Below are 11,839 nucleotides of genomic sequence, written 5' to 3' on the forward strand. Positions count from 1 at the left end.
TTTTTCAAGCGAGTCATAAATACCTTCGAGCGTATCGGCTGAGTATTCAGCATCTGCGTCATAGAGTTTTAATAGGACATCTTTAGCATCCTCAATCAATGCCGGAATACGCCTTGCTCTCAAACGCAATAATCTAAAAACAGGTAAATCTTCTGCATGCACGGAAAAAAGGATACCAGCATGAAGAATAAAAGCAACGCGAACATTTCGCGATGTTTCTCCATCTTCGATCAAGAAGTCTGATCGAATATGTAGCTCGCCGTTGTCCTCCTCGTAGAAACGAGCAGACTCCTCAAGATCGTCATCGACGATATTTTCCGGAATAACAACCCCGAAACGAGCACTGATCCACTCTTTTTCTTCGCGGGTTGGTGCCTCAAGATCGACCCAGACGGGCAGAACTTGAGTCTGCTCGATCGCGCTGGGTTCGATCTCTTCCTGAAACAAACGGCCATTCGACAACCGGAACAGATTCAGCCTCGATATTGAGCGCGCCCGGGACTTGCAGGAGTTGCAAGTCGTGGCCCAGCGTTTCGTCGAAGAGGTGGCGAAAACTCGGGGCGAAAGTGTGGCACGCGTGGTGCGACGAGCCTTGGGTTTATGAGTGCGCTGCGTCGTTGCGCACCACCTTAAACACGGCCGTACTACCGAGCAGATTGGCCCAAAGCGGTGACACGACTTGGCCTTGGTGAAGCCCGAAGGAGTCCACGACCTTCAAGCCGCAGGTCCGGGCGAGATGTCCGAAATCACGATAGGTTCCGACCCGAATATTCGGGGTGTTGAACCATTGATAAGGCAGCACCTTGGTGACCGGCATGGCGCCCTTCAGAACGGATAACCGATTTGGCCAGTGGGCAAAGTTTGGAAAACTGATGATGCCCATCCGCCCGACACGAACGGTTTCCCGGAGCATTTGTTCGGTATTTCGTATGTTTTGTAGGGTATCGATTTGAAGAACCACATCAAAACTATCATTCTCGAAGATAGATAAACCTTCTTCGAGGTTTCTCTGCATCACAGAAACACCATTTTTAACGCACTCGAGAACTTTGTCGTCGTTGAGTTCGATGCCATAACCTCGGCACCTACGCTCCTGTTGAAGCATGGCTAAGAAACTGCCGCCGCCACAGCCGAGGTCGAGGACCCGGCTACCTTGTGGAACCATGTTCGCGATCACGGATAATGTGTGATTATGGTTCATATCAGGTTTCTGACGAGATGCGGTCAAAATAAGCTGCCAAGATTCGGTGGTAGCGCGGATCTTCGAGTAAGAATGCATCGTGACCATGCGGGGCATCTATTTCTGCATAAGAGACGTCTCGTGCATTATCGACCAAGGCCTTGACGATTTCTCTGGATCGTGTGGGTGAGAATCTCCAATCGGTGGTAAAGCTGATTACCAAAAATTTACACAAGCTTTTTTCAAGCGCTTTGCTTAGATTGCCATCGAATTTGGATGCGGGATCGAAATAATCCAAGGCGCGGGTGATGAGCAAATAAGTGTTTGCATCAAAATATTCACTGAACTTATCACCTTGGTAACGTAAATAACTTTCAATTTGAAAATCAACTGCTTGAGTGCTGTAGCTGATTTCTGCGTTGCGCAGGGCACGACCAAACTTGGCATCCATCACATCATCGCTGAGATAAGTGATATGCCCAATCATGCGGGCCACTCGAAGACCTCGACGGGGCAGGGTGTTGTGAGCGTAGAAGTGACCGCCGTGAAAATCAGGATCAGTCAGGATGGCTTGGCGAGCGACTTCGTTGAAGGCGATATTTTGTGCCGACAGATTGGGTGCGCTGGCAATCACAATCGAGTGGCGCAGGCGTTCGGGGTATTGAATGGACCAACTCAAGGCCTGCATGCCCCCTAAACTGCCGCCAATCACGGCGGCAAGTTGTGGGATACCCAGAACATCCAAGAGCCGAGCTTGGGCATCGACCCAATCCTCGACGGTGACGACGGGGAAATCAGCGCCATAGAGCGTGCCGAGGATCGTGGCATCTGGGTTTGGGTGTGCTGGGCCGGTTGAACCAAAACACGAGCCTAGATTGTTGATGCCGATGACAAAAATCGATCGGTATCGAGGGGCTTTCCTGGGCCCACCAAGTTATCCCACCAGCCCTCGCTACGTGCTTGGTCTTCGTACGTTCCAGCCACATGATGACTGGCATTGAGAGCGTGACACACCAAGACAGCGTTGCTGCGATCCTCGGCCAGCGTGCCATAGGTTTCGTAGAGCAGGGTGTAATCGCGTAGCTGGGCACCACTTCTAAGCGGAAGCGCATCGACGAAATGGTGTGACTGAGGAGAAACGATGCCGACCGAACCCATGGGTGCCCGTGATGAGATGGCGCCAAACCCGATGGGGTTCTGCGCAGACTGCCAAAAATGGAGGTGATCTGAGGCTGGCGAGTATATCGGTATGCCTTCCTGCCGGTGGATAATGCGCGCGTCGGGCACTTTCTCCCTTCACCTCTTTCCACCTCTGGTGCATGGTTGCACCGACTCCGCAGGGGCTTGCATGCTGAATGTGTTCCGGTTGTCGAATGGCCGTTTGTTTCAGGAAGAGATCGAACCCAGCGCGATCGAGCAGACTCAAGTTCTGCCCGTCTGGGTCGATCTTGAGGCACCAACCCGCGAAGAAAAAGAGTGGATCAGTGCTCGTTTCGGGGTTGTTATTCCGGAAAATATCGTCGATGACGATCTTGAGGAGTCTGCTCGTTTCTACGAGGAGGACAACGGCGAGCTACATATTCGATCAGACTTCTTGATCGAAGATGGAGAAACATCGCGAAATGTTCGCGTTGCTTTTATTCTTCATGCTGGTATCCTTTTTCCGTGCATGCAGAAGATTTACCTGTTTTTAGATTATTGCGTTTGAGAGCAAGGCGTATTCCGGCATTGATTGAGGATGCTAAAGATGTCCTATTAAAACTCTATGACGCAGATGCTGAATACTCAGCCGATACGCTCGAAGGTATTTATGACTCGCTTGAAAAAGTGAGCCATCGTGTTTTAAAGCAGGATGTTGATGACCGCGCCGCTGGTGAAGCATTAACAGCGATCGCTCGTGAAGAAGATTTGAATGGACGGATTCGTCGTAATGTCATGGATACGCGCCGCGCTTTGAGTTTCATGATGCGCAGCCGCATGCTCAACGCAGAGCAATTCGAAGAGGCTCGTCAGATCATGCGTGATATTGATTCACTCGATTCACACACTGCATTTCTTTTCGACAAGATCAACTTCCTCATGGATGCGACGGTTGGTTTTATCAATATCAATCAGAATAAAATCATCAAGATATTCTCCGTGGCTTCCGTGGCTTTGTTGCCGCCAACATTGATTGCGAGTATTTATGGCATGAACTTCAAATCGATGCCTGAGTTAGACCAACCATGGGGTTATCCATTCGCGTTGTGCCTGATGGTGGCTTCCGTGGCTGCTCCATTCATTTACTTCCGGCGCAAGGGTTGGTTGCGGTAGTCGCCTCTCATAGTGCCATGATCCGGTTAATGATTCAGATCGATGAGGCTGTTTATGGCATCGGTTCGATCAATGCGCAGCAAAAGCAGGTGCTACTAAGCAGTACCGTCGTGCGATGGCGAGAAGATGCCTCCACTCCCGCACGCTCCCTGTGTTTACTTTGTGAAGGTGCCTCGCCTGATGCTGTTTTGGCTCAATTGGCCGATGAGTTGCATGGCATGGGGCACATCGGGTGGCGGGGCGAGCTCTACGCCGTACGCGAAGAAACGAGAGATGAGCCGATTGCTTTGATTGAGCGTGCTGCGGCCAAGTTTCTGGGTTTGAAGACTGTTGGGGCGCACTGCAATGGATTCATCGTGGATCATCAAGGGCGGCCTAGTCATCTGTGGATAGGCAAGCGGGCGTCAGGCAAAGCCACGGATCCAGGGTTGCTTGACAACCTCGTTGGCTGCGGCGTTCCTTGGCCACAGACACCTGACGAGGCTGTGATTCGTGAAGGTTGGGAAGAGGCTGGATTGCCCGCCTCTTGCATGCAACAAGCCTTGTTGCAAAATGTGTATCAGGTGGATCGCCAAGACGCCGGTGGGCAGCACAGGCAACGGCTTTATGTCTACGACTTGGTGCTACCTCGTGAAGTCAAGCCACAGAATCAAGACGGAGAAGTCGATGCGTATTTCTTGCTGGCGATTCAAGAAATCGTGGTTGATTTGAAGATGGCTCGGTTCACGGCAGATGCGGCGATAACGACCTTGGACTTCTTGCAACGACACGCACTGACCGGGACGCCATCGCCGGAAAATGGACTTGATGAGGTCTGGCGCAGGTCTGCAGGGGATATCAGTACGTGTGAGTAGGGCCGCTGAAGTGGGCTTTGTAAGAGAAATCAGCCTGATTTCGTCGTACACGGATGGCCGAGAGTGCGGAGCGACCACTGAGCATCACGACAAGCGCGGGCGCCACGACGAGCGCAAACAAGAAACCTGCGGCAGCGGCGGGGATGGTGATAGCAATCAGGAGAGCCTTGAGCAAACCAGAGAGCCAATCAAAATGGCTTGCTGTTACCGGTGATTTCGTGTTCATGAACGCGCCTTCAGTCAAGTCGTTTACGGTGACGGTGCTGAAAGGTAGCGTGAAAAAGTCACTGTGTGTGATTTTTCGCGTCGATTTTTGTTACCAATGAATTATTTGTTGATTAAATACAACCGTCACTGTGCTTGAGAAGATGTTGTGACGCCACGTGCTCGAACCAAACGCACGAAGATGCCTCGGATGCGGCGCATGTCTTCTCCCGAAAACTGTCGGCCCAACAAACGGGATGTTTTTGCGATGAGCTTGCGATCAAACTCCGGCGGTACCACTTGATTGAACTGGAAATGAGCCTGTAGTGGAACCAGTTGTTCCGGGGTCGCGCTCAGCAGCTCTTCGGTAATCAGTTCTGCGGCTTCTTCGAGGGGCATGGATTCGTTTGGAGCGGATGAATCTGCCCCTTGACTCGCATTGCTTAATTCCGAGAACGTTCCTTCTTGGGGTTCGTGTCGATGAAGATGTTGCGATAACCATTCGGAGGACAAGCTCCGAACTGAGTCAGCATCCATCTGAATGGATGGGCTCACATTCTTGGTGGGATCCCCTGCGGCCAAGATGTGAACACGTACTCCGAAAGATTGAGCCAGTTGAATGGCAATGTGAAGATCTTCATCACCCGAAATGAGCACGGCGTCTGCGATGGCTCCGTTGCGAGCCAGTTCGATGACGTCGGTCACGATCATGGCATCAACGCCTTTTTGCTCGCCTGAGCAGTTCAGCGCCCCGAGGCGTAGTTTCACGCCAGGGAGCATCGCGAGCGTGTTTTGTTCCAAGGAGAGGCGCGGGCCCGGCATGGCGTCGTACCAATAGATCCGCAGTAGAGGCAGTCCATCGGCCGCTTCCGATGCTCGGGCAATCAATGCGGCAATCAAGTCTCCCGGATTCATGATGGACACATGCTTACGCGGTACCTGATATCCAAATGCTGCTTGGGCGCCAGCAGCGATCAAGTAGCCTGCATCGACGAAAACGGCGTATCGATCCATAAAATCTCCGTAGGTTTATTCACGCGTAGTGATGAAGGGGTAGGCCGCATCGTCCAATGTTGCTATGTCAGGACTGGGATGGCGGCAATCGATTCGAGTATAAGCGGCGTATTTTTTGCTTTGATGAGATTCACGGCTTGTCATCCGGTGTTGAAGTCGTCACACTCCCCAGCGGGGACTCATTTTTCCCGTCTATCAACAAGATCTCTCCAAACCTCTTGAAAGGAGGCACCATGAACCTGACGATCAGTGGCCATCATCTGGAAGTGACACCGTCTCTGCGGGAGTACGTTCTCACCAAGTTAGACCGAGTGACGCGGCACTTTGATCAAGTGGTTGATGTCAACGTCTTGCTGACGGTGGAGAAACAGAAAGAAAAAGAAAAACGTCAACGTGCTGAGGTGACTTTGCATGCAAAAGGCAAAGACATTTTTGTAGAAAGCTCCCACGAGGATCTTTACGCAGCCATTGATCAAACCATGGATAAGCTGGATCGCCAAGTGGTTCGGCATAAGGATCGGGTTCAGGATCACCATCACGAGTCGCACAAGCGCACCGTGGCAGGTGATGTCGCTTAAAGACAGAGGGTTGCCGTTCGGAGGACGTTAAGTCCATCTTGGCGATTGCCTGTCGTGTAGCCTTCGGGGCTGCGCATATTTCAAGTGGGCGCTTCTTGTAGGATTCCTATAATGAGCGCCCTTTGTTGCTATGGCGTCCAACCGGTCCTTGACCGATGTAACCATCGAAATCGATGAACCGTCTCGCTGCTATTTTGCCGGCTTCCAATGTTGTTGTGAGCGTGGACGCTACTAGCAAGAAGCGCGCGTTTGAGCAGGCCGGCCTGTTGTTTGAAAATCGACATGCTGTCGCGCGCGCGACTGTCGCTGATAATCTTTTTGCACGGGAACGACTGGGCTCTACCGGTCTTGGTCACGGAGTGGCCATTCCCCATGGGCGAATCAAGGGACTCAAAAATCCATTAGCTGCGGTTTTGCGTTTGTCGAGTCCGATTCCTTTTGATGCACCCGATGACGAACCTGTCAGTCTTCTGATATTTCTTCTGGTGCCTGAGGCAGCCACACAGCGACACTTGGAAATCTTGTCTGCCATCGCTGAGCTTTTATCTGATCGAGAGTTGCGGGACCGCCTCAAAACGGAGCCGGATGCAGCTAAAGTGCACGATCTGATTTCGCGTTGGGAACCTTTGAAGTCCGTCGCTTGAAGCCAACTGTCATCAGTGCAGAAGCACTTTTCGAGGTCCACCGCACCACGCTGCACTTAGAGTGGATTGCAGGACATGCACATCCCGAGCGGCGTTTCGATGAATCTGCCATTCGCAATGCCCAGTCTGCTGCTGATCTGGTCGGATACCTGAACTACATCCATCCATATCGAGTACAGATTTTTGGTGTTCGTGAAACAGTGTATCTACAACAAGCCGATGCGGAAACGCAAGAACGCCGTATTTCTCGCATCGTCACGCTTGAACCTCCTGCGATTGTGATTGCAGACGGCTGTATGCCGTCTGACCGGTTGGTTGCGATGTGTGAGCGTGCTGAAATACCGTTGTTCGTGACCCGGGAGTCTGCAGGACACGTGATTGACGTCTTGCGAGGCTACCTTGCGCAGCACTTTGCGGATCGCATCTCTCGTCATGGCGTTTTCATCGACATCCTAGGCTTGGGCGTCTTGCTGACCGGTGAATCAGGGTTGGGTAAAAGCGAGTTGGGCCTAGAGTTGATCTCTCGTGGGCATGGGCTGATTGCCGATGACGTCGTCGATTTTTACCGGGTGTCTCAGGCCTCCGTTGAGGGCCGCTGCCCCGAGCTTTTGGCCAATTTGTTGGAAGTTCGTGGCATCGGACTGCTGGATATCAAGGCGATTTTTGGTGAAACTGCGGTGCGTCGAAAAATGCGGCTTAAGTTAATCGTGCATCTGGTGCGCAGGGATACGTTGGAACGCGAGTTCGAGCGACTGCCGTACGAGCCGCTCTATGAGAGCGTGCTTGATATTCCAGTGCGTAAAGTCGTGATTGCTGTCGATGCTGGACGGAATTTGGCCGTGTTGGTTGAAGCGGCTGTTCGCAACACAATTCTGCAGTTGCGGGGTATCGATACTTACAGTGACTTTGTTCAGCGGCATCGATTGCTCATGGAGCAAGGGGATCCAAGTCTTTGATGCCGAGGTTTTCTCCTTCGCGGAGAAAGGCCGCACGATGCGGACAGGGCGTGCGTCGGCAGTGAGCGTACAGCGCTAACGAGTGTTCTTGCAGAAGATAGCCTCGCTCTTGTGCGATGGCGCGCTGCCTAGATTCGATCTCGGTGTCACAGAACTCCTCGACATGACCACAGTCTAGGCAGACGAGATGGTCGTGGTGTTGACCTTCATTGAGTTCAAAGACCGATTTGCCACTCTCAAAGTGATTGCGGACCAAAATGCCAGCCTGTTCAAACTGGAGCAGCACTCGGTAGATGGTGGCTAAGCCGATTTCAGTGCCCTCGGCCAGTAAGATTTTGAAAATATCTTCAGCGGCCAAGTGGCGCTGGTGAGCCTGTTGAAAGACTTCCAAGATCTTGATGCGGGGCAGGGTGGCTTTGAGACCCGTACTCTTGATTTCTTCCGCGTTGGTCATGGTTGGCGTGCGGCTGGTGATTCAAAGTGATCTGTGGAGGGGGCGATGAGGCTAGAGGCGACACCGCTAGAATGCCCGGATCATATCGGTCCCCCTTTGTGGCGTTCTAGCCTTCTTTTGTCTGGTTCCTATGCGTTCATTGCGGCCCTTTGGCAGCCGATTTTTTCTCTTTGTTTTTGCTTTCAGCTTGGCTGCTTGCAGCACCGCAGGTGGGGACACGGCTTGGTGGCGCTTCAAGCCATATCGAGCGGATGTGGTCCAAGGCAATGTGGTGACCCAAGACATGGTGTCTCAGTTGCGCCCGGGGTTGCATCGAGATCAGGTCCGCATGTTGCTTGGCTCACCGTTGCTCGCGGATGCTTTTCATGGGGATCGTTGGGATTACATCTTCAGTTTGCGTCATCAAGGTGCGGTGACCCAGACGCGTCGAGTGACGGTTTATTTTGAAAAAGATCGGGTTAGCCGGTTTGATGCGGATGCATTGCCCACCGAGCAAGCCTTCGTTGCGTCGATTGAGGTCAAAAAATCCGAAAAACGTGATCGACCGCTGGTTTTGAGTGAGGCAGAGATTGCAGCCTTGCCCCTGCCGAACCGGGTTGAAGTGATCAAACCACCCCTTGATGCGGCCGGTGCGCCGATGCGCAACTATCCGCCCCTTGAACCTTTGACAACGACGCGATGAGCGCTATGCACAAAATTGCTGTGGCTGGCTGTACCGGCCGCATGGGTCATATGTTGATCGAGGCCGTGTTGGCCGCTGATGACTGCCAGCTTGCTGGTGCCTTGGACCGCGAGGGCAGTCCGGCCTTGGGGGTGGATGCCTCGGCTTTTCTGGGTAAAAGCAGCGGTGTGATCACCCAATCCGAGCTGCGTGCAGGACTGAGCAACGCGGAATACCTGATTGATTTCACCCGTCCTGAGGGCACGATGGCGCACTTGGCGGTGTGCCGCGAGCTGGGCGTGAAGCTCATCATCGGCACCACAGGCTTTAGCCCTGAGCAAAAGGCTGAGATCGAAGCGGCTTCGAAGGATATCGCCATCGTCATGGCCCCGAACATGAGCGTCGGCGTCAATGTGGTGCTGCGCTTGCTTGACATGGCGGCGCGCGCACTCAGCCAAGGCTACGACATCGAGATCGTTGAAGCGCACCACCGCCACAAAGTCGATGCGCCCAGCGGCACCGCGCTGAAGATGGGCGAGGTGGTGGCCGATGCGCTTGGGCGTGATCTGAAGGCCTGCGCTGTTTACGGCCGCGAAGGCGTGACCGGCGAGCGCGACCCAAGCACCATTGGTTTTGCCACCGTGCGCGGCGGCGATGTGGTGGGTGATCACACCGTGATGTTCATGGGCACGGGTGAGCGCATCGAGGTGACGCACAAGTCCAGCAGCCGCGCGACCTACGCGCAGGGCAGCTTGCGCGCGGTGCGCTTCCTTGCCACGCCATCCAGCGGCCTGTACGGCATGGACGACGTGCTCGGCCTGCGCTGAACCTGAACCGCGAAGGCGACAGCTCCATGGGAAGTTTTTGGCAGATTTGGTCCGAGGGCGACGCCATCCACCGGGTGGTCGCTTCAGTGCTGCTCTTGATGTCGATGTCGGCGTGGGTCTTGATTCTTTGGAAGAGCTGGATCTTGGTCCGGGCTCGTCGGGATTTGGCTTTGGCGGTACCGGCGTTCTGGGCTGCGCCAGATTGGGCGGCAGCTCGCTTGCAGATGGACGCGCTGGACCGCGAGCAAGTGGCGTTGCCGCTGCTTGACGCGGCACTGCAAACACCGCCTGCAGGCACCTTGGAAGCTGCGGGCGACGTGGGTGCGCAGCTCACGCGCCGTCTGCGCGATGCTTTGCATGGGGTCTTGACCCAGCTTCAGTTCGGCCAAGTGTTGTTGGCCTCGATTGGGGCCACCGCGCCGTTCATCGGTCTTTTTGGCACCGTGTGGGGGATTTACCACGCGCTGCTGGGCATTTCGGCCTCGGGCTCGATGGGCATCGACAAGGTGGCCGGCCCTGTCGGTGAAGCGCTGATCATGACCGCTGCGGGCTTGGCGGTGGCGATTCCAGCGGTGCTGGCCTACAACGTCTTTGGCAAATGGGTCGGGGCGTGCGAGGCGGAGCTCGAAGGCTTCGCGCACGATCTGCGTGAAATGGTGTTGCAAGACCATGGCCTTCGGTCGGCTTGAACGCACCCGGGCACCGCAGCCCATGAGCGACATCAACATGACGCCGCTGATCGACGTCATGTTGGTGCTGTTGGTGATCTTCATGATCACCGCGCCCTTGATGACCGCCAGTCTGAAGCTCGATCTGCCCAAAGCCGACGCCCCCGCTGTCACCGAAGCCACCCCAGCTTTCATTGCGCTGGCTTTGGCTGCTGACGGTGCCAGTTACCTTGGTGAAGAAAAAATCCTGCCCACCCAGATGGCGGCCCGGCTGGCCGACAAAGCCCGCCAGATGCCGGATGCCGAAGTGCAACTGCGCGCTGACCGAGCCGTGCCCTATGGCCGCGTGGCCGAGTTGATCGGCCAGTTGCAAAAAGTGGGCTTGAACCGCATAGCCTTTGTGGCAGAGCCGGGCGGCGTGGCTGCCTCGGCTGCGCCCTGAACCCCGATCAGTGATTAGTCGTCCGTCCCCATATGTCGATTTCAGAAAAATACGAACCCACCGCCCTTGAATCGGCTGCCCAAGCGGCTTGGCGTGCTGCCGACGCCTACCGCGTCACCGAGGATGCACGCGACGCCCAAGGCCACCCGAAGCCGAAGTTCTACGCCTGCTCGATGCTGCCCTACCCCTCGGGCAAGCTGCACATGGGCCATGTGCGCAACTACACCATCAACGACATGCTGACGCGTCAGCTGCGCATGCGCGGCTACAACGTCTTGATGCCGATGGGTTGGGACGCCTTCGGTCTGCCGGCCGAGAACGCCGCACTGAAAAACGCCGTGCCGCCCGAAAAGTGGACGCGCGAGAACATCGCCTATATGAAGGGCCAGATGCAGGCCATGGGCCTAGCCATCGACTGGTCGCGCGAGGTCGCCACCTGCGATCCCGAGTACTACAAGTGGAACCAGTGGCTGTTCCTGAAGATGCTCGAAGCCGGTATTGCCGAGCGCCGCACCCAGGTTGTGAATTGGGATCCGGTCGATCAGACCGTGCTGGCCAACGAGCAGGTCATCGACGGCAAGGGCTGGCGCTCCGGCGCGCCGGTCGAGAAGCGTGAGATTCCGGGCTACTACCTGAACATCGTCAAGTACGCCGACGAGCTGCTCGGCGCGGTCGCCAATCCGGAAGACCCGAACTACCTGTCCGGCTGGCCGGAGCGCGTGCGCCTGATGCAGGAAAACTGGATCGGCAAGAGCGAGGGCGTGCGCTTTGCCTTCCCGCACCAGATCGCGGGCGCGGACGGCGCGCTGATCCAGGGCGGCAAGCTCTTTGTGTTCACGACCCGTGCCGACACCATCATGGGCGTGACCTTCTGCGCCGTCGCTCCCGAGCATCCGCTGGCTGCGCACGCTGCCGCGAGCCATCCGGCGTTGGCGGTTTTTATCGCTGAATGCGCCCACGGCGGCACCACCGAGGCCGAACTGGCGACGCAGGAAAAGAAGGGCGTGCCGACGGGTCTGTTCGTCACGCATCCGCTCACCGGCG

Annotated in this window: 14 protein-coding genes and 2 pseudogenes; 11 read left to right on the forward strand and 5 right to left on the reverse strand. The window is 55.2% G+C overall.

Translation table 11 applies throughout. From position 1 onward, the window contains the following. From LEPOCDRAFT_RS00160 to metX, 3 genes and pseudogenes are all read right to left on the reverse strand, one after another. Positions 1–486, reverse strand: a 486-nt coding sequence (locus LEPOCDRAFT_RS00160) for a CorA family divalent cation transporter (protein ID WP_420806069.1), incomplete at its 3' end; no start/stop codon positions are given. 112 nt (positions 487–598) lie between these two features. After that, a complete protein-coding gene (gene metW, locus LEPOCDRAFT_RS00165) occupies positions 599–1,201 on the reverse strand; it encodes a methionine biosynthesis protein MetW (protein WP_009453137.1) in 603 nt (200 codons plus the stop codon). 1 nt (position 1,202) lies between these two features. Further along, positions 1,203–2,338, reverse strand: a pseudogene (gene metX, locus LEPOCDRAFT_RS00170) (homoserine O-succinyltransferase MetX). A gap of 190 nt (positions 2,339–2,528) precedes the next feature. Between metX and corA the strand changes: the two are divergent. The 3 genes and pseudogenes from corA (at position 2,529) to LEPOCDRAFT_RS02910 (ending at position 4,673) form a co-directional block, all read left to right on the forward strand. Next, positions 2,529–3,493: pseudogene (corA, locus tag LEPOCDRAFT_RS00175) on the forward strand (magnesium/cobalt transporter CorA). A gap of 17 nt (positions 3,494–3,510) precedes the next feature. Then, positions 3,511–4,347, forward strand: a complete 837-nt coding sequence (locus tag LEPOCDRAFT_RS00180) for an NUDIX hydrolase (protein ID WP_009453144.1) — start codon at positions 3,511–3,513, stop codon at positions 4,345–4,347. A 53-nt stretch (positions 4,348–4,400) separates the two neighbouring features. Next, positions 4,401–4,673 carry a hypothetical protein gene (locus tag LEPOCDRAFT_RS02910; protein ID WP_043909503.1) on the forward strand — a complete coding sequence of 91 codons (273 nt, stop codon included), beginning with the start codon at positions 4,401–4,403 and terminating at the stop codon, positions 4,671–4,673. Positions 4,674–4,698: 25 nt separating this feature from the next. Here the strand turns inward: LEPOCDRAFT_RS02910 and LEPOCDRAFT_RS02535 are convergent, their stop codons facing one another. After that, positions 4,699–5,565 (reverse strand): NYN domain-containing protein, encoded by an 867-nt coding sequence (locus LEPOCDRAFT_RS02535; RefSeq protein WP_009453146.1) that lies wholly within the window; start codon positions 5,563–5,565, stop codon positions 4,699–4,701. Between the two features lie 233 nt (positions 5,566–5,798). Between LEPOCDRAFT_RS02535 and hpf the strand changes: the two genes are divergently transcribed. The 3 genes from hpf to hprK all read left to right on the forward strand — a co-directional run bounded on the left by hpf (position 5,799) and on the right by hprK (position 7,743). Next, positions 5,799–6,143, forward strand: a complete 345-nt coding sequence (gene hpf, locus LEPOCDRAFT_RS00195; RefSeq protein WP_009453147.1) for a ribosome hibernation-promoting factor, HPF/YfiA family — start codon at positions 5,799–5,801, stop codon at positions 6,141–6,143. A gap of 173 nt (positions 6,144–6,316) precedes the next feature. Then, positions 6,317–6,787 carry a PTS sugar transporter subunit IIA gene (locus LEPOCDRAFT_RS00200; protein ID WP_009453148.1) on the forward strand — a complete coding sequence of 157 codons (471 nt, stop codon included), beginning with the start codon at positions 6,317–6,319 and terminating at the stop codon, positions 6,785–6,787. Continuing rightward, positions 6,784–7,743 (forward strand): HPr(Ser) kinase/phosphatase, encoded by a 960-nt coding sequence (gene hprK, locus LEPOCDRAFT_RS00205; RefSeq protein WP_043909514.1) that lies wholly within the window; start codon positions 6,784–6,786, stop codon positions 7,741–7,743. Before LEPOCDRAFT_RS00200 ends, hprK begins: the two co-directional genes overlap by 4 nt. Here the strand turns inward: hprK and fur are convergent. Continuing rightward, positions 7,715–8,197, reverse strand: coding sequence for a ferric iron uptake transcriptional regulator (gene fur, locus LEPOCDRAFT_RS00210; protein WP_009453150.1), 483 nt, complete (start codon positions 8,195–8,197; stop codon positions 7,715–7,717). The genes hprK and fur overlap by 29 nt on opposite strands. Positions 8,198–8,327: 130 nt before the next feature. Between fur and LEPOCDRAFT_RS00215 the strand changes: the two genes are divergently transcribed. From LEPOCDRAFT_RS00215 to LEPOCDRAFT_RS00235, 5 genes are all read left to right on the forward strand, one after another. Next, positions 8,328–8,879 (forward strand): outer membrane protein assembly factor BamE, encoded by a 552-nt coding sequence (locus tag LEPOCDRAFT_RS00215; protein ID WP_009453151.1) that lies wholly within the window; start codon positions 8,328–8,330, stop codon positions 8,877–8,879. Continuing rightward, positions 8,876–9,685, forward strand: a complete 810-nt coding sequence (gene dapB, locus LEPOCDRAFT_RS00220) for a 4-hydroxy-tetrahydrodipicolinate reductase (RefSeq protein WP_009453152.1) — start codon at positions 8,876–8,878, stop codon at positions 9,683–9,685. Before LEPOCDRAFT_RS00215 ends, dapB begins: the two co-directional genes overlap by 4 nt. 26 nt (positions 9,686–9,711) lie before the next feature. Then, entirely contained in the window at positions 9,712–10,374 is a 663-nt protein-coding gene (locus LEPOCDRAFT_RS00225; RefSeq protein WP_009453153.1) for a MotA/TolQ/ExbB proton channel family protein, read from the forward strand. Beyond that, positions 10,355–10,795 carry an ExbD/TolR family protein gene (locus LEPOCDRAFT_RS00230; protein ID WP_009453154.1) on the forward strand — a complete coding sequence of 147 codons (441 nt, stop codon included), beginning with the start codon at positions 10,355–10,357 and terminating at the stop codon, positions 10,793–10,795. Before LEPOCDRAFT_RS00225 ends, LEPOCDRAFT_RS00230 begins: the two co-directional genes overlap by 20 nt. Before the next feature lie 32 nt (positions 10,796–10,827). After that, positions 10,828–11,839, forward strand: a 1,012-nt coding sequence (locus tag LEPOCDRAFT_RS00235; RefSeq protein WP_009453155.1) for a class I tRNA ligase family protein, incomplete at its 3' end; no start/stop codon positions are given.

It is taken from the genome of Leptothrix ochracea L12 (genome assembly GCF_000262525.1).

Bases quoted from the DNA above. Each gene is read 5' to 3' on its own strand.
- LEPOCDRAFT_RS00230 (WP_009453154.1), top strand. From the start codon at position 10,355: ATGGCCTTCGGTCGGCTTGAACGCACCCGGGCACCGCAGCCCATGAGC.
- hpf (WP_009453147.1), top strand. From the start codon at position 5,799: ATGAACCTGACGATCAGTGGCCATCATCTGGAAGTGACACCGTCTCTG.
- LEPOCDRAFT_RS00200 (WP_009453148.1), top strand. From the start codon at position 6,317: ATGAACCGTCTCGCTGCTATTTTGCCGGCTTCCAATGTTGTTGTGAGC.
- dapB (WP_009453152.1), top strand. From the start codon at position 8,876: ATGAGCGCTATGCACAAAATTGCTGTGGCTGGCTGTACCGGCCGCATG.
- LEPOCDRAFT_RS00225 (WP_009453153.1), top strand. From the start codon at position 9,712: ATGGGAAGTTTTTGGCAGATTTGGTCCGAGGGCGACGCCATCCACCGG.
- LEPOCDRAFT_RS00180 (WP_009453144.1), top strand. From the start codon at position 3,511: ATGATCCGGTTAATGATTCAGATCGATGAGGCTGTTTATGGCATCGGT.
- LEPOCDRAFT_RS02535 (WP_009453146.1), bottom strand. From the start codon at position 5,565: ATGGATCGATACGCCGTTTTCGTCGATGCAGGCTACTTGATCGCTGCT.
- LEPOCDRAFT_RS00215 (WP_009453151.1), top strand. From the start codon at position 8,328: ATGCGTTCATTGCGGCCCTTTGGCAGCCGATTTTTTCTCTTTGTTTTT.
- fur (WP_009453150.1), bottom strand. From the start codon at position 8,197: ATGACCAACGCGGAAGAAATCAAGAGTACGGGTCTCAAAGCCACCCTG.
- LEPOCDRAFT_RS02910 (WP_043909503.1), top strand. From the start codon at position 4,401: ATGGCCGAGAGTGCGGAGCGACCACTGAGCATCACGACAAGCGCGGGC.
- metW (WP_009453137.1), bottom strand. From the start codon at position 1,201: ATGAACCATAATCACACATTATCCGTGATCGCGAACATGGTTCCACAA.